Origin of the sequence: Streptomyces sp. NPDC096046 (assembly GCF_040303285.1) — a bacterium.
In the GTDB taxonomy this organism is placed as follows: Bacteria; Actinomycetota; Actinomycetes; order Streptomycetales; family Streptomycetaceae; genus Streptomyces.
Genome location: NZ_JBEOSZ010000002.1, coordinates 138,296 through 157,091, shown reverse-complemented (window position 1 = coordinate 157,091; position 18,796 = coordinate 138,296). Strand labels below are relative to the sequence as shown.

17 protein-coding genes and 1 pseudogene are annotated in these 18,796 nt (G+C 72.2%); 9 read left to right on the top strand and 9 right to left on the bottom strand.

What is annotated here, in order from left to right; all coding sequences use genetic code 11:
• Positions 1–419 precede the first annotated feature (419 nt).
• The 4 genes from ABTX62_RS03070 (at position 420) to ABTX62_RS03055 (ending at position 4,537) form a co-directional block, all read left to right on the top strand.
• Entirely contained in the window at positions 420–2,996 is a 2,577-nt protein-coding gene (locus ABTX62_RS03070; protein ID WP_352114530.1) for a sensor histidine kinase, read from the top strand.
• The gene (locus ABTX62_RS03065) at positions 2,993–3,430 is read left to right on the top strand and encodes a roadblock/LC7 domain-containing protein (RefSeq protein WP_352114529.1); all 438 of its coding nucleotides are present in this window, start codon (positions 2,993–2,995) and stop codon (positions 3,428–3,430) included. Before ABTX62_RS03070 ends, ABTX62_RS03065 begins: the two co-directional genes overlap by 4 nt.
• Before the next feature lie 22 nt (positions 3,431–3,452).
• A complete protein-coding gene (locus ABTX62_RS03060; RefSeq protein ID WP_352114528.1) occupies positions 3,453–3,863 on the top strand; it encodes a DUF742 domain-containing protein in 411 nt (136 codons plus the stop codon).
• 68 nt (positions 3,864–3,931) lie between these two features.
• Positions 3,932–4,537, top strand: coding sequence for a GTP-binding protein (locus tag ABTX62_RS03055; protein WP_352114527.1), 606 nt, complete (start codon positions 3,932–3,934; stop codon positions 4,535–4,537).
• 16 nt (positions 4,538–4,553) lie between these two features.
• Here ABTX62_RS03055 and ABTX62_RS03050 read toward each other — a convergent pair whose 3' ends face one another.
• Positions 4,554–4,982 carry a PPOX class F420-dependent oxidoreductase gene (locus ABTX62_RS03050; RefSeq protein ID WP_352114526.1) on the bottom strand — a complete coding sequence of 143 codons (429 nt, stop codon included), beginning with the start codon at positions 4,980–4,982 and terminating at the stop codon, positions 4,554–4,556.
• A 104-nt stretch (positions 4,983–5,086) separates the two neighbouring features.
• Here ABTX62_RS03050 and ABTX62_RS03045 point away from each other — a divergent pair, with 104 nt between their 5' ends.
• Positions 5,087–5,500 carry a roadblock/LC7 domain-containing protein gene (locus ABTX62_RS03045; RefSeq protein WP_283970934.1) on the top strand — a complete coding sequence of 138 codons (414 nt, stop codon included), beginning with the start codon at positions 5,087–5,089 and terminating at the stop codon, positions 5,498–5,500.
• A gap of 302 nt (positions 5,501–5,802) precedes the next feature.
• Here the strand turns inward: ABTX62_RS03045 and ABTX62_RS03040 are convergent, their stop codons facing one another.
• From ABTX62_RS03040 to ABTX62_RS03030, 3 genes are all read right to left on the bottom strand, one after another.
• Complete coding sequence (locus ABTX62_RS03040; RefSeq protein WP_352114665.1) at positions 5,803–6,699, bottom strand: DMT family transporter; 897 nt, start codon at positions 6,697–6,699, stop codon at positions 5,803–5,805.
• Between the two features lie 126 nt (positions 6,700–6,825).
• Complete coding sequence (locus ABTX62_RS03035; RefSeq protein ID WP_352114525.1) at positions 6,826–7,698, bottom strand: acyl-CoA thioesterase; 873 nt, start codon at positions 7,696–7,698, stop codon at positions 6,826–6,828.
• A gap of 37 nt (positions 7,699–7,735) precedes the next feature.
• Positions 7,736–10,249, bottom strand: a complete 2,514-nt coding sequence (locus ABTX62_RS03030) for a DEAD/DEAH box helicase (RefSeq protein WP_352114524.1) — start codon at positions 10,247–10,249, stop codon at positions 7,736–7,738.
• A gap of 146 nt (positions 10,250–10,395) precedes the next feature.
• Here ABTX62_RS03030 and ABTX62_RS03025 point away from each other — a divergent pair, with 146 nt between their 5' ends.
• Positions 10,396–11,190, top strand: coding sequence for a metal-dependent hydrolase (locus ABTX62_RS03025; protein WP_352114523.1), 795 nt, complete (start codon positions 10,396–10,398; stop codon positions 11,188–11,190).
• A gap of 19 nt (positions 11,191–11,209) precedes the next feature.
• Here ABTX62_RS03025 and ABTX62_RS03020 read toward each other — a convergent pair whose 3' ends face one another.
• The 4 genes and pseudogenes from ABTX62_RS03020 to ABTX62_RS03005 all read right to left on the bottom strand — a co-directional run bounded on the left by ABTX62_RS03020 (position 11,210) and on the right by ABTX62_RS03005 (position 14,241).
• Positions 11,210–11,455 carry a type B 50S ribosomal protein L31 gene (locus ABTX62_RS03020; RefSeq protein WP_352114522.1) on the bottom strand — a complete coding sequence of 82 codons (246 nt, stop codon included), beginning with the start codon at positions 11,453–11,455 and terminating at the stop codon, positions 11,210–11,212.
• A gap of 35 nt (positions 11,456–11,490) precedes the next feature.
• A complete protein-coding gene (locus ABTX62_RS03015) occupies positions 11,491–11,961 on the bottom strand; it encodes a DUF5709 domain-containing protein (protein ID WP_352114521.1) in 471 nt (156 codons plus the stop codon).
• Between the two features lie 203 nt (positions 11,962–12,164).
• Positions 12,165–13,181, bottom strand: a pseudogene (locus tag ABTX62_RS03010) (ABC transporter ATP-binding protein); the annotation flags it as partial.
• Between the two features lie 610 nt (positions 13,182–13,791).
• Positions 13,792–14,241, bottom strand: coding sequence for a MarR family winged helix-turn-helix transcriptional regulator (locus tag ABTX62_RS03005; protein WP_352114520.1), 450 nt, complete (start codon positions 14,239–14,241; stop codon positions 13,792–13,794).
• 86 nt (positions 14,242–14,327) lie between these two features.
• On the opposite strand from ABTX62_RS03005, the gene ABTX62_RS03000 reads away from it, so the two are divergent.
• Positions 14,328–16,130, top strand: a complete 1,803-nt coding sequence (locus ABTX62_RS03000) for an ABC transporter ATP-binding protein (protein WP_352114519.1) — start codon at positions 14,328–14,330, stop codon at positions 16,128–16,130.
• A 43-nt stretch (positions 16,131–16,173) separates the two neighbouring features.
• On the top strand, positions 16,174–17,019 hold the full coding sequence (gene mltG, locus ABTX62_RS02995) for an endolytic transglycosylase MltG (RefSeq protein ID WP_352114518.1): 846 nt from the start codon (positions 16,174–16,176) through the stop codon (positions 17,017–17,019).
• 28 nt (positions 17,020–17,047) lie between these two features.
• Here the strand turns inward: mltG and ABTX62_RS02990 are convergent, their stop codons facing one another.
• Positions 17,048–18,124 (bottom strand): NAD(P)-binding domain-containing protein, encoded by a 1,077-nt coding sequence (locus ABTX62_RS02990; RefSeq protein ID WP_352114517.1) that lies wholly within the window; start codon positions 18,122–18,124, stop codon positions 17,048–17,050.
• 214 nt (positions 18,125–18,338) lie between these two features.
• Between ABTX62_RS02990 and ABTX62_RS02985 the strand changes: the two genes are divergently transcribed.
• Positions 18,339–18,761: a YjbQ family protein gene (locus tag ABTX62_RS02985; RefSeq protein WP_352114516.1), complete on the top strand. Its 423-nt coding sequence runs from the start codon at positions 18,339–18,341 to the stop codon at positions 18,759–18,761.
• Positions 18,762–18,796: the final 35 nt, after the last annotated feature.

Sequence of the window (18,796 nt, the reverse complement as noted above, 5' to 3'; positions counted from 1 at the left end):
TCTCGGCTTCGCTCGAACGGGAGGGGCCCCCACCGCCGCACCGGCCGAAAGCCCAAGTACGTCCAGGACGGACTTCCGGCCGGCCCGCCGAGAGCACGCACCGGACGCCGCTCCTCCATGGGCAGACGTCGCCCGCCGCGGCACTGGCCACGAAGGCGACCGCGGACCGCGGACCCGCGGTGGGCCGAACGCGACGCCGAGGCCCGGGTGGTACGAGATGCGCCTCCCCGGCAACGGCTGCTGCGACCCTCAGCGGCCCTGCGACCAGGAGGAACCGCCTCGGCGTCCCCCTGGTGCACTCGACGGCCGGACAGTCCGACGTCCGACTCCAGGCCCGGCCCCGCGCCGCGGTCCGGACGGGGCGTCCCGGCCGGGACGCCGGACCGCACGCCCCCGACCCACTCCCGAGCGAGGAGTCCATGCGAACACCCCGTAGGACCCCCACAGACGGCGCCGAGGCGCTGCCCCCGCCCGTGCGCGGTCGCCGCGCGCACGCCGGGCCTCCGGCCGACGAGAGCCCCGAGACGGCCCAGGGCGCCGCGGCGGACGGGATACCCGTGCGCGCGGAGCGCTGGCACATCCGCCCCCGCACCGTGCGCGCCAAGATCGTCTGCCTGCTGATGGTGCCGGTCGTCTCCCTCCTGGCCCTGTGGGCCTACGCGACCGTCACCACCGCCCAGGACGTCTCCCGGCTGCGGCAGGTCCAGCGCGTGGACGCCACGGTCCGCGCCCCCGTCTCCGCCGCCGTCGACGCCCTCCAGGCCGAACGCGCGGCCGCCGTACGCCACGCCACCGACCCCTCCGCCGTCCGCACCGACGAACTGGACGAGCTCGCCCGGCGCACCGACCGGGCCGTCGCGAAACTGCGGCTCGGCACCGGCCACACCGTCGCCGACAGCGGGGAACTGCCCGCCGGAGTCGCCCATCGGCTGAAGGCGTTCGTCACCGGTGCCGAGCAACTGCGGCCGCTGCGCACGGCGGTGCGGGACGGGCGCGCCGGCTGGGCGGAGACGTACGACCGCTACACCCGGACCATCTCGACCGCCTTCGGCGTCGGCGGCGCGCTCAGCGGGATCCAGGACGCCGATCTCGGCTCCGACGCGCGCGTGCTGCTCGAATTCGCCCGCGCGGGCGAGGCACTGGCCCAGGAGGACGCGGTGCTGGCGAGTGCCCGTCTGGACGGCGCCCTGAGCGGGGAGCGGTTCCGGCTCTTCACGGGCGCAGTCGACCTGCGCCGCACGCTCACCGAGTCGGCCGTCGCGGACCTGAGCGCCGGGGAACGCTCCGCATGGGATGCCCTCGCCGACCACAGGGCCTACAGCGCCCTGGGCCGCGCCGAGGACCGCGTCCTGGCCCGCGGGCCGGGAGCCAAGGCGGCCGAAGCGGCACCCGAGAGCACCTGGAACACAGCCCACGCGCGCGTGCGGAACGGCATGCGCACCATCGAGGACGAGGCGGCACGCGGAGTCGCGGAGCGGGCCGACCCGTTCACCCGAGGACTGCTCACCCCGGCCGGTGCCGCCGTTCTGCTCGGCCTGGCGGCGGTCGCCGCCTCGCTCGTCATCTCCGTGCGGATCGGGCGCGGCCTCGTCGTGGAACTGGTCAGCCTGCGCAACAGCGCCCTGGAGATCGCGCGGCGCAAACTCCCCGACGCCATGGGGAAACTGCGGGCGGGGGAGGAGATCGACATCCGCGCCGAGGCCCCGCCGGGCGTACCCGCGGAGGACGAGACCGGGCAGGTCGCCGAGGCCCTCACCACCGTGCACCGCGCGGCGCTGCGGGCCGCCGTGGAACGCGCCGAACTCGCCAGCGGCATCTCCGGCGTCTTCGTCAACCTGGCCCGCCGCAGCCAGATCCTCGTCCACCGGCAACTGGCCCTCCTGGACAGCATGGAACGCCGCTCCGACGACCCGAACGAGCTGAGCGACCTCTTCCGCCTCGACCACCTCACCACCCGTATGCGGCGCCACGCGGAGAGTTTGATCATCCTCTCCGGAGCCGCCCCCGGCCGGGCCTGGCGCATGCCCGTCTCCCTGACGAACGTGGTTCGCGCGGCCGTTTCCGAGGTGGAGGACTACGCGCGCGTGGAGGTACGGCAGCTTCCCGAAGCGGCCGTTGTGGGCGCCGCCGTCGCCGACCTCACACACCTGCTGGCCGAGATCATCGAGAACGCCGCCCAGTTCTCGCCGCCCCACACGCGCGTGCGCGTCACCGGCGAGCCCGTCGGCAACGGCTACGCCGTCGAGGTCGAGGACCGCGGCCTCGGCATGGGCAAGGAGACCCTCGCCGAGGCCAACCGCCGCATCGAGCAGTCCGAGGCACTCGACCTGTTCGACAGCGACCGGCTCGGGCTGTTCGTGGTCAGCAGGCTCGCCGCCCGGCACGAGGTCAAGGTCCACCTGAGGACCTCGCCGTACGGCGGCACCACGGCGGTCGTCCTGCTGCCCACCGCCCTGCTCCACACGGGGGCGCCGGAACCGTCTCCCGAAGGCGCGCGGCCCGCCGGGCAACCCGAGGAACGCGCCTACGCGCGCGTGCCCGACGGCACGACGCTCCAGGACGCCGTCCCCGCCCAAAGCGACCGGCGCGCCCTCGTGGCTCCCGTACCGGCCGTCGCGGAGACCGAGACGGTGCGGCACGCGGACGCACCGCATCACGCGGAGAGCCGACGTCATCGGGAGGCAGCGAGCCCGATCCCACCCCCAGGAGTCGCCACCTTGCGACTGCACCGCCCACCGCAGCAGTCCGAAGACTCCGACGACCTCCCGCGCCGTGTACGACAGGCCAGCCTCGCTCCCCAACTGCGCGACGGGCGGCCCGAGGAACAACCGCCCACCTCCGCCCCCCGGGACGACGAACGCACCCCCGAACTCGTACGGGACCGCATGGCGGCCTACCACGACGGCTGGGCGCGCGGCGGCGGCAGGCGACCCGGCCGCGGCACCATCCCCGGCCCTGCCACGGCCAGCGACAGCAGCGAAGGAGACCCCGCATGATCCAGGACCCGAGCACACAGTCCGCCCGGCGGTCCGGCGAACTCGACTGGCTGCTGGACGATCTGGTGCTTCGCGTGAGCGACATACGGCACGTCGTGGTGCTGTCCAACGACGGCCTCGCCGTGGGCGCCTCGACCGGTCTGCGCCGCGAGGACGCCGAGCACCTCGCCGCGGTCGCCTCGGGCTTCCACAGCCTCGCCAAGGGCGCCGGGCGGCACTTCGGAGCGGGCGGGGTCCGCCAGACCATGGTGGAGATGGACGAGGGCTTCCTGTTCGTGGCCGCCGCGGGCGACGGCTCCTGCCTCGCCCTCCTCACCGCCGTCACCGCCGACATCGGCCTCGTGGCCTACGAGATGGCACGCCTGGTCAAACGCGTCGGCGAGCACCTCGGCACGGCGCCCCGCGCGGCCGCGCGGCCACCCGCCGCCGGATGAATCGGAAGAACGGTCCGCGCAGATGACCGAGGACACGACGGGCACCCCGCTCGGACAGGGCAGCCAGTGGTACGACAACGAGGCCGGTCCGCTCGTCCGCCCCTACGCCATGACGGGCGGACGCACCCGGCCCGGCCCCACGGGCGTCCGGTTCGACCTGATCGCCCTGGTCACACGGGACCCGGGCGCACCCGGCGTCGAGGACGCCCCGCTCGGGCCGGAACACCGCAACCTCCTCGACCTGTGCCGCACGGAGACCCAGTCGGTCGCCGAACTCGCCGCCGGGGCGGATCTGCCCGTCGGTGTGGTCAGGGTCCTCCTCGGCGACCTCCTGGAACTCGGCTGCGTCACCGTCAGCCGCCCCGTACCACCGGCGCAGCTGCCCGACGAACGCATCCTGCGCGAAGTGATCGAGGGACTGAGGGCGCTGTAGCCACCCACTGGCTGAACGCCCACCATCCGCGCACGCACGACACCCGCCACTCCTGAGAGAAGTGATCAATGGTCTCCGAGCACTCCGACGCCCCGGGCGGCGACACCGCCGCACTGGCGCTGAAGATTCTGGTCGCCGGCGGATTCGGCGTGGGCAAGACGACCCTGGTGGGCGCCGTCAGCGAGATCCGGCCACTGCGCACCGAGGAACTGCTCAGCGAAGCAGGGCAGTCGGTGGACCACACCGACGGCGTGGACCACAAGACCACCACGACCGTCGCCATGGACTTCGGACGCATCACCATCCGGTCCGGCCTCTCCCTGTACCTGTTCGGCACGCCGGGCCAGGACCGGTTCTGGTTCCTGTGGGACGAGTTGTCGCAAGGGGCGCTCGGCGCGGTGGTCCTCGCGGACACCCGCCGCCTGGAGGACTGCTTCCCCGCCGTCGACTACTTCGAGCACCGGCGCATCCCGTTCGTCGTGGCCGTCAACTGCTTCGCGGGCGCCCGCCGGCACGGCGCCCCGGACGTCTCGCGCGCCCTCGACCTCGACCAGGGCACGCCCGTGGTGCTGTGCGACGCCCGGGACCGCGACTCGGGGAAGGAGGTGCTGATCCGGCTCGTCGAGTACGCCGGGCGGATGCACACCGCCCGGCTGCTCGATTCGGTCGGCTGACCGGGGCGTACCGCCGTCAGATCGCGATGTCCCGCTCCGCCAGCACCCTGTCGACGGTGACACGGACGAGGAGTTCGCCGGGAACGCCGTTGCGCGCGCCGAACTCCTCGGCGCGCTCCTCGCCCATGTACCGGGCGCCGATCCGGGTGGCCCAGTGCCGGGTCTCGTCGAGGTCGTCCGAGACGCGGGCGCGGCCCCGCAGCACCACGAAGGAGTACGGCGGCCGGTCGTCGTCCACACACAGGGCGACCCGGCCGTCTCGGACGATGTTGCGTCCCTTCGCGGTGTCCTGCCCGGTGTTGAACACCACCTCGTCCCCGTCCAGCAGGAACCAGATCGGAGCCACGTGCGGGCTGCCGTCGGCCCGGACGGTGGAGAGCTTCGCGGTGCGGGTGCCGTGGGAAACGAACTCTCGCCATTGCGCGTCGGTCATCTTCTCTGCCATGGCTCCCATCCTCCTTGCCCCGGCAGCGGACGTGGGGAAGGCTGGCGTGGAGATCCTCCGGCCAGGAGGAGAATCGCACGGGGAGAAAACGGGGAGAACGGAACATGGCGCAGAACCAGGGACTCGACTGGCTGCTGGACGACCTGACCGAGCGCGTCCACGAAGTGCGGCACGCACTGGTCCTGTCCAACGACGGCCTGGTGACCGGCGCGAGCACCGGACTGCGCCGCGAGGACGCGGAACACCTCGCGGCCGTGTCGTCCGGGTTGCACAGCCTGGCCAAAGGCTCCGGACGGCACTTCGGCGCGGGCAGCGTACGCCAGACGATGATCGAGTTCGATGACGCGGTGCTCTTCGTCACCGCCGCCGGAACGGGCAGCTGTCTGTGCGTTCTCAGCGGCGCGGAGGCCGACATCGGTCAGATCGCCTACGAGATGACACTGCTGGTCAACCGGGTCGGCGAGCACCTCGACGTGGACGCCCGCCAACCGGAGTCGAAACCGATCGCAGACCTCTGACCTGCCTTTTCGTCATCCCCCGCGGAGTTATCCACAGGCTCGCCACGAGATCCGCCGCAGCGGCTACGGTTTTTCACGGCGACCGCACACGGCGTGAGCTGCCGACTCCACGGGGGAGACCGACCATGACACGCATCGGCACGACATCCGACCGTCTCACCTGCGCCCCGAGCCGGGCAGCCCGCGAACTGGGTCTCAAGCGGGGCCGCCGCCCCCGACGACGGTCACCCGCCGCCCGTCGCCCGCCGCCCCCCATGCTGCTCACCCGCCCGCTGAGGCGTGCCTTCGCGGGCCTCCTTCGCTCAGGGTGCCGCCGTGGTCTCGCGTTCCTCGTCCGGGGCCACCAGCGACTGCGTCAACGGGATCCGCGCCAGCGCGAGCACCCCCGCGGCGATCAGTGCGACGCCGAACAGCTCGGGCACCAGCCACCACCCGGTGCGGATGGTCTCCTCGTACAGGGTGATGCCGAGGGCGAGGCTCACCAGGGCGTCGCCGAGGGTGAGCGCGGGCTGCGAGGCGACCAGTGGGCCGGCCTGCATGGCGTTCTCCAGCAGGAACAGCGCGCCCACGCCGGACGCGGCGAACGCGTATGTCTGCCAGGCGGTGAGGAAACCGACGATGCCCTGCTCGTCGAGGATGTGGATGGCGGCCTTCATCAGCGCCGCGGTCACCGCGTAGCTGATCGCCGTGGCGGCACCCAGGCAGGCGGCCCGGGCGCGGCCCTCCGGACGCCGCAGGGCGGCCAGAGCCAGGGCGACGACCGCTCCCGCGCACACGGCGAGAGCGGGAATCCAGCGGTCCAGCGCCACCTGCGTGCGGTTGCCGGCGGGGGAGGCGGCGGCGAGCGCGACCGCCAGACCGGCCACCACCACCGTCACGGCCAGCCATCCTCTCCCCGGAAGATGCCGGTGCATCAGCAGGGAGGCGACGATGAGGGTGAGCGGCAGCTCCAGCACAAACAGCGGCTGCACGATCGTCAGCGGCCCCGTGGCCAGCGCCAGCGCCTGGCAGACGCCGGCGCCGATCACCGCGAGGATGCCGGCCAGCCACACGGGCCGGCGCAGCAGATCGACGATCAGGCCGGCCCGCAGGCCTTGCGACGCGGGCACGGTGAGCGCCGCCTTGCGTTGCAGCACGGTCGCGACGGCGTTGCTGAGGGCCGCGCAGATCGCGAACACGACAGGGACCACGGTGTGCAGCGTCGCCACCTCCCGGATCGGCGGGCGTGTGACGCCCGCAGTGCCTGCTCCTGCCATGGTCGCCGGATCCGGTCAGCGGCGCGATCGGAGCCCCGGCGCGCGGTGCTCCGATCGGCGAGGGCCAGGTCAGCCGAGCTTCCGGAAGAGCCCTTCCTGCACCACGGACACGACCAGACGGCCCGCACGGTCGTAGATCCGGCCCCGGGCCAGGCCCCGGCCGCCGACCGCGATCGGCGACTCCTGGTCGTAGAGGAGCCAGTCGTCCGCGCGGAATGGGCGGTGGAACCACATGGCGTGGTCCAGCGACGCCATGTCGAAGCCGCGCGGTCCCCACAGCGGCTCGACGGGAATGCGGACGGCGTCCAGCAGCGTCATGTCGCTGGCGTAGGTGAGGGCACAGGTGTGCACGAGAGGGTCGTCGCCGAGCGGTCCGACCGCGCGCATCCACACCGCGCTGCGCGGCTCGGCGTCCCGGGCCTCCGCGGCGGTCCAGCGCAGCCGGTCCACGTAGCGGATGTCGAAGGGCTGGCGGCGAGCCATCCGCTCCAGTTGCTCGGGCAGCGCCCCCAGGTGCTCCCGGATCTCGTCCGTGACCGTGGGCAGGGACTCGGGGTCCGGGACCTCGCGGGCGGGCGGCAGCTGGTGCTCGAAGCTGCCCTCCTCCGGTTTGTGGAAGGAGGCGGTGAGATTGAAGATCGTGCGGCCCTGCTGCACGGCCGTCACCCGGCGGGTGGTGAACGACCGCCCGTCGCGCACATGCTCGACCTGGTAGACGATCGGCACACCCGGCCGGCCCGGCCGCAGGAAGTACGCGTGCAGCGAGTGCACCGGGCGGTCGCCCTCCGTGGTGCGGCCGGCGGCGACCAGCGCCTGGCCCGCCACCTGCCCGCCGAAGACCCGCTGCAGGGACTCCTGCGGGCTGCGGCCGCGGAAGATGTCGACCTCGATCTGCTCCAGATCGAGCAGATCGACCAGTCTCTCGGCCGGGTTCGTCGTCATGGGTGGGATTCTCCTGTGCTCGCTGCTGCCCGGCCGTTCACAGCTGGCCGACGTCGGTCACGCGCACGACCGCGCGGCCCTCCGCGTCGGAGGCCGTGAGGTCGACCTCCGCGCTGATGCCCCAGTCGTGGTCGCCGTTGGGGTCGTGGAAGATCTGCCGGACCCGCCACAGAGCGTTCTCCGGCTCCTCCTCGATGAGCAGCAGCTTCGGGCCGCGGGCATCGGGGCCGGTGCCGAGATCCTCGTACTCGTCCCAGTACTCGTCCATCGCCTCGCCCCACGCGTCGGCGTCCCAGCCGGAGTCCCCGTCCATCTCGCCCAGTTCCCCCACCTGGTCGAGAGCGGCCAGTTCTACGCGGCGGAACATGGCGTTGCGGACCAGGACGCGGAAGGCGCGCGCGTTGGCGGTGACCGGCTTGACCTCGTCGGCCTTCTCCTGGGCCTCCTCGGCGGTCATCTCCGCGGGGTTGGCCAGCTGCTCCCACTCGTCCAGCAGGCTGGAGTCGACCTGGCGCACCATCTCGCCCAGCCAGGCGATCAGGTCCTGCAGGTCCTCGGACTTGAGGTCGTCCGGGACGGTGTGGTCGAGGGCCTTGAAGGCGCTGGCGAGGTAGCGCAGCACGATGCCCTCGGTGCGCGCCAGCTCGTAGTGGGACACCAACTCCGTGAAGGACATGGCCCGTTCGTACATGTCACGGATGACCGACTTGGGCGACAGCGGATGGTCGCCGACCCACGGGTGGCTCTTGCGGTACGTGTCGTACGCGTGGAAAAGCAGTTCCTCCAGGGGCTTCGGGTAGGTGATGTCCTGGAGGCGCTCCATGCGCTCCTCGTACTCGACCCCGTCCGCCTTCATCTGGGCCACGGCCTCGCCGCGCGCCTTGTTCTGCTGGGCGGCGAGGATCTGCCTCGGGTCGTCGAGCGTCGACTCCACGACGGACACCATGTCGAGCGCGTACGACGGCGATTCGGGGTCGAGCAGTTCGAACGCGGCGAGTGCGAACGTGGACAGCGGCTGGTTGAGCGCGAAGTCCTGCTGGAGGTCGACCGTGAGACGGACGACGCGGCCCTCGGCGTCCGGCTGGTCGAGCTTCTCGACGATGCCGCCGTCCAGCAGCGAACGGTAGATGGCGATGGCCCGGCGGATGTGCCGCAGCTGCTGCTTGCGCGGCTCGTGGTTGTCCTCCAGCAGCCGCCGCATCGCCTCGAAGGCGTTGCCGGGACGGGCGATCACCGACAGCAGCATGGTGTGCGTCACCCGGAACCGGGAGGACAGCGGCTCCGGCTCGGATCCGATGAGCTTCTCGAAGGTCTGCTCCGACCAGGCGACGAAGCCTTCGGGGGCCTTCTTGCGGACGACCTTGCGGCGCTTCTTGGGGTCGTCGCCGGCCTTGGCGAGGGCCTTCTCGTTCTCGACGACGTGCTCGGGCGCCTGCGCGACGACGAAGCCCTCCGTGTCGTACCCGGCCCGTCCGGCACGGCCCGCGATCTGGTGGAACTCCCGGGCGCGCAGGGTGCGCACGCGGGTGCCGTCGTACTTGGTGAGGGCCGTGAACAGCACGGTCCGGATGGGGACGTTGACGCCCACGCCGAGCGTGTCGGTGCCGCAGATGACCTTCAGCAGACCGGCCTGCGCGAGCTTCTCCACCAGGCGGCGGTACTTGGGGAGCATGCCGGCGTGGTGCACGCCGATGCCGTGCCGGACGTAACGGGAGAGGTTGCGCCCGAACTTGGTGGTGAAGCGGAAGTTGCCGATCAACTCGGCGATCTGCTCCTTCTCCACCTTCGAGCACATATTGATGCTCATCAGCGCCTGCGCCCGCTCCACGGCCTGCGCCTGAGTGAAGTGCACGATGTAGACGGGCGCCTGCCGGGCCGCCAGCAGGTCGGTGAGCGTCTCGGTGAGCGGGGTGTACCGGTACTCGTAGGAGAGCGGGACCGGCCGGGTCGCCGAGCGGACCACCGCGGTCGGGCGGTTCGTGCGGCGGGTGAGGTCCTTCTCGAAGAAGGAGACGTCACCGAGCGTCGCGGACATCAGCACGAACTGCGCCTGCGGCAGCTCGAGGATCGGGATCTGCCAGGCCCAGCCGCGGTCGCCCTCGGCGTAGAAGTGGAACTCGTCCATCACGACCTGGCCGACGTCCGCGTCCTTGCCGTCGCGCAGCGCGATCGACGCGAGCACCTCGGCGGTGCAGCAGATCACGGGGGCGTCGGCGTTGACGGACGCGTCACCGGTCAGCATGCCGACGTTCTCCGTGCCGAAGATCTTGCACAGCTCGAAGAACTTCTCCGACACCAGCGCCTTGATCGGGGCGGTGTAGAAGGTGACCTCGTCACGGGCGAGGGCCGCGAAGTGCGCGCCCGCCGCGATCATGCTCTTGCCGGAGCCGGTGGGCGTCGACACGATCACGTTCGCGCCGGAGACCACCTCGATCAGCGCCTCCTCCTGGTGGGAGTAGAGGGTGAGCCCGCGCTCGCCGGCCCACGACTCGAAGGCTTCGTACAAGGCGTCGGGGTCGGCGGTCCGCGGCAGCTGATCGATGAGGGTCACGCCCCCCATCTTGCCTGGCCCGATACCCGATGCGGGAATCGGCTGCGGGCCCGAAGATCACGAACGCTACGCTGGGGCGGCGACGGGACGTCAGCGCGCCCGGTCAACTGGACAGCGGCACAGGACGAATGGGGCGGGCAGCGGCCATGATGGGACCAGCACACTCACTGTCGGGAGCCGCCGCCTGGCTCGGCGTCGGTGCGGCCGCCGCGGCGGCCGGGCACCCGATGCCCTGGCCGGTCCTCCTCGTCGGCGCCCTGATCTGCGCCGGAGCGGCCCTGGCCCCGGACCTCGACCACAAGGCCGCCACCATCTCCCGGTCCTTCGGGCCGGTGTCGCGCTGGCTGTGCGAGATCGTGGACAAGCTGTCGTACGCCGTCTACAAGGCCACCAGGAAGCAGGGTGACCCGCGCCGCTCCGGCGGGCACCGCACCCTCACGCACACCTGGCTGTGGGCGGTCCTGATCGGTGCGGGCACCTCGGTCGTGGCGATCAGCAGCGACCGCTGGGGCGTCCTCGCGATCCTTTTCGTGCACCTGGTCCTGGCCATCGAGGGCCTGCTGTGGCGGGCGACGCGCGGCTCCAGCAGCGAGGTCCTGGTGTGGCTGCTGGCCGCGGCCACCGCGTGGATCCTCGCGGGCGTGCTGGACCGGCCGGGAAACGGCGCGGACTGGCTGTTCGCGGCGCCGGGCCAGGAGTACCTGTGGCTGGGACTGCCGGTGGTCCTGGGCGCCCTCGTGCACGACATCGGAGACGCGCTGACCGTGTCCGGCTGCCCGATCCTGTGGCCCATCCCGGTCGGGCGCAAGCGCTGGTACCCGATCGGGCCGCCGAAGGCCATGCGGTTCCGGGCCGGCAGCTGGGTCGAGCTGAAAGTGCTGATGCCGGCGTTCATGCTGCTCGGCGGGGTGGGCTGCGCGGCGGCGCTCAACGTCATCTGAGCGGATCCCGCCCCCCGCCTCAGCCGCCGCCGTAGCGCCGCTCGAACGCGGCGACCCTGCCCTCCGAGTCCACCGTGCGGGCCTTGCCCGTGTAGAAGGGGTGGCTCTCCGAGGAGATCTCCACGTCCACGACCGGGTAGCTCTCTCCGTCGTCCCACTCGATGGTCTGGTCGCTGCTCGCGGTGGACCGGGTGAGGAACGCGTATCCGGCGGCGCGGTCGCGGAAGACGACGGGGTGGTAGTCAGGGTGCTTGTCCTGCTGCATGAACGCTCCTCGAACGACTCGGGCCGGTTTCGCGATCAGCCGGACAGGGTGTCCTCGTCGACGACGTGCACGGCGGCCTCCTCGGCCGACGCGGCTGCGCCGTCGATACCCACGTCCATGGCGACCAGTGCTTCCTCCTCGTCCTCGTGGGCGCCCTCGTCGGGTGCCACGAGCCGGCCGGAGCGCGCGGCGCCGACCTCGTTGTCCAGGAGTTCCCCGTCGGTGTCCTCGCAGTCCCCCAGGCCGTCACCGTCCGGGGCGGCGGCGTCGGGCAGCTCCTCGGAGAGCCGCTGGTCCAGTGTCTCGCCCCGCTGCCGCTCGGCCGCCGTCACGCCGAGGTGCTCGACGGCCCAGGGCCGCTCGGGAGGGGACCAGCCCCGGTCCAGGGGGTCGTCGACGCCGTCGTACTCCAGGGTGTCCTCGGCGTCGAGCAGCCCCGTGTCCTCTCTCTGCTCGTCTTGGTCCGGCTGGTAGACGTCGTCTCCCCAGCCGTCGGAGCTGTTCACGGGTACCTCCAGGGGATGGGGACGGGCCCGACCGCACGGGTCCCGCCGGGCCGCCGCCGCATGGAGCGCCGACGCCGCCCGCGCCGCTGAGTGCCGGGCGTTCCCCGAGCCGGTGCCTGATTCCAGACTTCCACCCAGGCTCGGGACCGCGCAACGCCAAGGAAGCGGCGCCCACGGGGACGCCGTCCCGCACGACGAGGTGCTCAGCCGTGCCACGACCTCCACAGCGCCGCGTACGCGCCGTCCGCCGCGACCAGCTCCTCGTGGCTGCCCAGTTCGCCGATGCGGCCGTTCTCGACGACGGCGATGACGTCGGCGTCGTGGGCGGTGTGCAACCGGTGGGCGATGGCGACGACGGTGCGGCCGTCGAGAACCCGGGCCAGGGAGCGTTCCAGGTTGCGGGCGGCGCGCGGGTCGAGCAGTGACGTCGCCTCGTCCAGGACCAGCGTGTGCGGATCGGCCAGCACCAGGCGGGCCAGCGCGATCTGCTGGGCCTGGGCCGGGGTGAGCGCCAGGCCGCCCGAGCCGACCTCGGTGTCCAGACCGTCCTCCAGTGTCCTGGCCCAGCCGTCCGCGTCGACCGCCCCCAGCGCCGCCCACAGCTCGGCGTCGACGGCACCGGTCCGCGCCAGCCGGAGGTTGTCGCGCAGGGAGCCCACGAAGACGTGGTGCTCCTGGTTGACCAGGGCCACATGGGAGCGGACGCGTTCGGCGGGCATCCGGGACAGCTCGGCGCCGCCCAGGGTGATCCGGCCGTCCCGGGGCGCGTAGATCCCGGCGAGCAGCCGGCCCAGCGTGGACTTGCCCGCACCCGAGGGGCCGACCAGGGCCATCCGGGTGCCGGGGGAGACCTCCAGGGACACCTTGCGCAGGACGTCCACGCCCTCCAGATAGCCGAAGTGCACCCGGTCGGCGTGCACCTGCCGTCCCTCGGGGGCGACCGTCGCGTCCCCGGCGTCGGGCTCGATGTCCCGGACCCCGACGAGCCGGGCCAGCGACACCTGCGCCACCTGGAGCTCGTCGTACCAGCGCAGGATCATCCCCACCGGGTCGACCAGCATCTGGGCGATCAGCGCACCGGTGGTCAGCTGGCCGACGTCGATCCACCCGTGCAGGGCGAAGACGCCGCCGATCATCAGGACCGAGGCGAGCACGGTGACGTGGGTGACGTTGACGACGGGGAAGAGCACCGACCGCAGCCAGAGCGTGTACCGCTCCCAGTCTGCATGACGTCCCAGTGGCTCGTGTCGGGGGCGAACGGGATGGGGAGACGGGTCGGCAGGGGAGTGGGGGTGCCGCCGGCAGAGGCAGCAAACCGTGACAGGTTCGCTTCGCGACGCGGCCGGAGGCAAACGGTTTTCCGTCCGCCGGGCGGAATCGGCCGACAGCCGGGTACGGCCGGCCGGCGACGGGCCGTCATCCCTCGCGCACCGGCTGTCCGCGCCTCAGCCCACCGCCGTCGGGGACGCGGTGCGACCCTTGCGCCCTGGGCACCGCCCGGGCGAAGAGGGTGCTCGACGGGGTGCACACCCGCGAACCGGACGACGACGCCGAGGCCGCCGACGCCGAGACGGGCTCCGACGCGCTCGCCGCGGGCATCCCGTCCCAGAAGTGAGCTCAAGCAGCCCGCCCCGGACGACGACGCCGAGGCCGCCGACGCCGAGACGGGCGCCGACGCGCTCGCCGCGGGCATCGCGGCCCAGAAGTCCAAGGCAGTCGGGGAGCTCAAGCAGCCCGCCCCCGACGCCGGTTGACCCGGGCCGAACGGACCGCGGCCACCGCTCCAGCGGGACGAGCGGTGGCCGCGGCCCCGTGCCGTGGTCCGGCCGGTCAGCAGGACCGCACCGGCGCCCCGTCGATCAGCGTGTCCAAGAGCCCTCCGAGCGCCTCGCGTTGATCCCCGGTCAGCGGCGCGAGGATCTCCTCCGCCGCCGACCTGCGCGCCGCCCGCAGCTCGCGCAGCGCGGCCCGGCCGTCGTCCGTGAGCTCGATGCGGATCACCCGCCGGTTCACCGGGTCAGGGACCCGCCGCACCTTGCCGCTCGCCTCCAGGCCGTCGACCAGCGTCGTCACGGCCCGCGGGACCACCTCCAGCCGCTCCGCCAGGTCGGCCATGCGGGGCGGCGAGCCCCAGTGCGCCAGCGTGCGCAGCAACCGGGACTGGGCCGGGGTGATGCCGAGCTCGCGCTGCTCCAGATGGCGCTTCTGGATGCGGTGCACCCGGCGGGTGAGCCGCAGCAACTGCTCGGCGAGCAGGCCGTCGGAGTCGGGCGTGGTCATACGGGAACAATATCAGGATGCAGTTCATTGTGAGTATAGGTAACAATGAGCGGTGATCCGATCCGCCGCATTCCTCGTAGGAGCCCATGCATCCCGACCGTGAAGCCCTCTGGACCCCGCCGGCCGACTCGAAGGAGCAGCCCCGGCAGGTCCGCCGCATCCTCGGCCTCTTCCGCCCCTACCGTGGCCGGCTGGCGATCGTCGGCCTGCTGGTCGGTGCCGCGTCGCTGGTCTCGGTCGCCACGCCCTTCCTGCTGAAGGAGATCCTGGACGTCGCGATCCCCGAGGGGCGCACGGGGCTGCTCAGCCTGCTCGCCCTCGGCATGATCCTCAGCGCCGTCCTCACCAGCGTCTTCGGAGTCCTCCAGACCCTGATCTCCACGACGGTCGGCCAGCGTGTCATGCACGACCTGCGCACCGCCGTCTTCGGCCGGCTCCAGCGCATGTCCCTCGCCTTCTTCACGCGCACGCGCACGGGTGAGGTGCAGTCCCGCATCGCCAACGACATCGGCGGCATGCAGGCCACCGTCACCTCCACCGCGACCTCCCTGGTCTCCAACGTCACCAGCGTGGTCGCCACGATCGTCGCGATGATCGCCCTCGACTGGCGCCTGACGGTCGTCTCACTGCTGTTGCTGCCGGTGTTCGTGTGGATCAGCCGCCGCGTCGGCGACGAACGCCGGAAGATCACCACCCGGCGCCAGAAGCAGATGGCCGCCATGGCCGCCACCGTCACCGAATCGCTCTCCGTCAGCGGCATCCTGCTCGGCCGCACGATGGGCCGCTCCGACTCGCTGACGAAGTCCTTCTCCGGCGAGTCCGAGGCGCTCGTCGACCTGGAGGTGCGCTCGAACATGGCCGGCCGGTGGCGCATGGCCGTCATCACCATCGTCATGGCAGCCCTGCCCGCCGTCATCTACTGGACCGCCGGCATGGCCCTCCGGCTGGGCGGCCCCCAGGTCTCCATCGGCACCATCGTCGCCTTCGTCTCGCTCCAGCAGGGCCTGTTCCGCCCGGCCGTGAGCCTGCTGTCGACCGGGGTGCAGATCCAGACCTCGCTCGCCCTCTTCCAGCGCATCTTCGAGTACCTCGACCTGCCGATCGACATCACCGAGCGCCCCGACGCGGTGCGCCTGGACCGGGTCAAGGGCGAGGTCCGCTTCGAGAACGTCTCCTTCGGCTACGACGGCAAGGGCGGCCCGGTCCTCGACGGCATCGACCTCGCCGTCCCGGCCGGAGGCAGCCTCGCGATCGTCGGCCCCACCGGCGCCGGCAAGTCCACCCTCGGCTATCTGGTGCCCCGGCTCTACGACGTGACCGGCGGCCGTGTCACCCTCGACGGGGTCGACGTCCGGGACCTCGACTTCGACACCCTGGCCCGCGCGGTCGGCGTCGTCTCGCAGGAGACGTATCTCTTCCACGCCTCGGTCGCCGACAACCTGCGCTTCGCCAAGCCCGACGCCACGGACGAGGAACTCCACCAGGCGGCGAAGGCGGCGCAGATCCACCACCACATCGCGGCCCTGCCCGACGGCTACGACACCGTGGTGGGCGAGCGCGGCCACCGCTTCTCCGGCGGGGAGAAGCAGCGTCTGGCCATCGCCCGCACCATCCTGCGCGACCCGCCGGTCCTCATCCTCGACGAGGCCACCAGCGCGCTGGACACCCGGACCGAGGCCGCCGTCCAGGACGCCATCGACGCCCTGTCGGCGGACCGCACCACCCTCACGATCGCCCACCGGCTGTCCACCGTGCGCGGCGCCGATCAGATCGTGGTCCTCGACTCCGGCCGGGCGGTCGAACGCGGCACGCACGAGGAACTCCTGCGGCAGGGTGGCCGGTACGCGGCGCTCGTACGCCGGGATGCCCAACTGGAACCGACAAAATGAAAATATGCCGGGTTTGTGACGGTATGCGGGTTACCGTGCCCGCATGCAGAAGAACACTCCGCCACGGAGCACGATTCGACTGACGCGCCGGGGCCGTATCGCCCTCGTCGCGACCGGAGCCGTCGTGGTCGGTACCGCCGTGGCGGTGCCGCTGCTGACCCTGGGCACCGAAGAGGAGGGCCGGCCCACGACCCTGGCCATCCCCGAGGGCTGGCGCGCGAGCCAGGTCTACGCGGCCGTCGACAAGGCCCTGGACCTGCCCGCGGGCAGCACGAAGAAGTCCCTGGACAAGGCGGCCCTGAAGCTGCCGAACGACGCCGAGGGCAACCCGGAGGGCTACCTCTTCCCGGCCACCTATCCGCTCCAGGAGAAGACCACGCCGGACAAGCTCCTCACGCTGATGGTCGACACCGCGAACGAGAAGTTCAACGGCGCGCCCATCGCCGCCGGGGCGCAGCGCAACGCCATGAACGTCTATCAGGCCGTCACCATCGCCAGCATCGTCCAGGCGGAGGCGGCCACCAGGGCCGACATGGGCAAGGTGGCCCGGGTGATCTTCAATCGCCTCGAACGCGGCATGCCCCTGCAGATGGACTCCACCCTCAACTACGCGCTCGACCGCTCCACCCTCCGTACGACGGAGAGCGACACCCGGATCGACAGCCCCTACAACTCGTACCAGCGCATGGGACTGCCGCCCACGCCCATCGACAACCCGGGTGAGGAGGCGATGCGCGCGGCCATCAATCCACCGCCGGGCGACTGGCTGTACTTCGTCACGGTCCGCCCGGGCGACACCCGCTTCACGGCGGACTACCAGGAACACCAGCGCAACGTCGCCGAGTTCAACGCGCAGAGCAAGAAGAGCGGGGCGCGGGCGGCCGGATGACCGCCCCGCGGGCCCGCCTCGGCCGGTGTCAGGCCGCGGCCGGCTCCCTCTCCAGCAGTCGCCTGATGTCCCGCACGGCCGCGCGGCCGGCCCGGTTGGCTCCGATGGTGCTGGCCGACGGGCCGTAGCCGACGAGGTGGATGCGGGGGTCGGCGGCCGCGTGCGTGCCCTCCATGCGGATGCCGCCGCCGGGAGCGCGCAGGCGGAGCGGGGCCAGGTGCTCGATGGCGGGGCGGAATCCGGTGGCCCAGAGGAGGACATCGGCGTCGACATGGCGGCCGTCGGCCCAGTCGGCACCCGTCGGTGTGATGCGGTCGAACATCGGCTGCCGGTCGAGCACTCCGGCCTCGATGCCCTGCCGGATCGCGTCGTTGAGCGGCAGCCCGGTGACCGAGACGACACTGCGGGGCGGCAGTCCCCGACGTACCCGTTCCTCGACGAGCGCGACCGCCGCGCGGCCCGCGGTCTCGTCGAAGGGGCCCTCGCGGAAGACCGGCGGGCGCCGCGTCACCCAGGTGGTGGCCGCCGCGTACGTGGCGATCTCCAGCAGGTGCTGGGTGCCCGAGGCGCCGCCGCCCACCACCACGACCCGCTGCCCCGCGAACTCCTCGGGCCCGGGGTACTGCGCGGTGTGCAACTGCCGCCCGAGGAAGGTCTCCTGGCCCGGATAGCGCGGCCAGAACGGCCGGTCCCAGGTGCCGGTCGCGTTGATCAGCGCCCGCGCCGACCACGCGCCGTCCGAGGTCTCCACGAGCAGCCGCCCGGCGGGCCCCTCGCGCACGGCCCGTACGTCCACCGGACGTCTGACCCGCAGGTCGAAGGTCCGCTCGTACCGGTCGAAGTACGCGCTGATCACCTCGGCGGACGGCCGCCGCGGGTCCGCGTCCGTGAGCTCCATGCCCGGCAGCGCGTGCATCCCGTGCACCTTGCCGTACGTCAGCGACGGCCACCGGAACCGCCAGGCGCCGCCGGGGCCTGGGGAGTGGTCCAGCACAACGAAGTCGCGGTCCGGCTCGAAACCGGATCGCCGCAGGTGATAGGCGCCGGCCAGACCGGCCTGACCCGCGCCTACGACGACTACCTCGACCTCACGTGTGTAGTTCACATTTCCATTAACCGGGGTGGGGGCATGGATCTTCCCGCCGTGGATCTTCCCGCCGTGGGTCTTCCCGCCGTGGGTCTTCCTACTGTCGGTCCTCTCGCGTGGGTGCCGCCCGAGGCTTGTGTCGCCCGGCCCGCCGCGCCCCCGTCCGAAGGCCGTGTCGCCACCCGGCCGGGCATGGCCCGGGGAAGCACGGCGCGTGCGTCAGGATGGGGGCATGTCAGATGTCTTCACCACCCGAGTCCTGAACGTCAGCACCGGTGCCGCGGAGAGGGTCCTCGACATCACCGGCGACTGCGCGTCCTTCCTGCGTGAGGCGGCCGCCGGCCGCGACGGCCTCCTCAATGTCTTCGTCCCGCACGCCACGGCCGGCATCGCCGTCCTGGAGACGGGCGCCGGCAGCGACGACGACCTCTTGGCCGCGCTGCACACCCTGCTGCCCGCCGACGACCGCTGGCAGCACCGGCACGGCAGCCCCGGCCACGGCCGCGACCACGTCCTGCCCGCCCTCGTCCCGCCGCACGCGACCCTGCCGGTGCTGGGCGGTCGGCTGGAGCTCGGCACCTGGCAGTCGGTGTGCCTGGTGGACACCAACAGGGACAACCCGGAACGGAAGGTGCGCCTGAGTTTCCTGGGGTGAGTGCCGCCCGCCCGGCCGCGATCAGCCGGTCACCG

Bases quoted from the DNA above. Each gene is read 5' to 3' on its own strand.
- ABTX62_RS03065 (WP_352114529.1), top strand. From the start codon at position 2,993: ATGATCCAGGACCCGAGCACACAGTCCGCCCGGCGGTCCGGCGAACTC.
- ABTX62_RS03005 (WP_352114520.1), bottom strand. From the start codon at position 14,241: ATGACCACGCCCGACTCCGACGGCCTGCTCGCCGAGCAGTTGCTGCGG.
- ABTX62_RS02985 (WP_352114516.1), top strand. From the start codon at position 18,339: ATGTCAGATGTCTTCACCACCCGAGTCCTGAACGTCAGCACCGGTGCC.
- ABTX62_RS03060 (WP_352114528.1), top strand. From the start codon at position 3,453: ATGACCGAGGACACGACGGGCACCCCGCTCGGACAGGGCAGCCAGTGG.
- ABTX62_RS03070 (WP_352114530.1), top strand. From the start codon at position 420: ATGCGAACACCCCGTAGGACCCCCACAGACGGCGCCGAGGCGCTGCCC.
- ABTX62_RS03045 (WP_283970934.1), top strand. From the start codon at position 5,087: ATGGCGCAGAACCAGGGACTCGACTGGCTGCTGGACGACCTGACCGAG.
- ABTX62_RS03055 (WP_352114527.1), top strand. From the start codon at position 3,932: ATGGTCTCCGAGCACTCCGACGCCCCGGGCGGCGACACCGCCGCACTG.
- mltG (WP_352114518.1), top strand. From the start codon at position 16,174: ATGCAGAAGAACACTCCGCCACGGAGCACGATTCGACTGACGCGCCGG.
- ABTX62_RS03020 (WP_352114522.1), bottom strand. From the start codon at position 11,455: ATGCAGCAGGACAAGCACCCTGACTACCACCCCGTCGTCTTCCGCGAC.
- ABTX62_RS03050 (WP_352114526.1), bottom strand. From the start codon at position 4,982: ATGGCAGAGAAGATGACCGACGCGCAATGGCGAGAGTTCGTTTCCCAC.
- ABTX62_RS03025 (WP_352114523.1), top strand. From the start codon at position 10,396: ATGATGGGACCAGCACACTCACTGTCGGGAGCCGCCGCCTGGCTCGGC.
- ABTX62_RS03035 (WP_352114525.1), bottom strand. From the start codon at position 7,698: ATGACGACGAACCCGGCCGAGAGACTGGTCGATCTGCTCGATCTGGAG.
- ABTX62_RS03000 (WP_352114519.1), top strand. From the start codon at position 14,328: ATGCATCCCGACCGTGAAGCCCTCTGGACCCCGCCGGCCGACTCGAAG.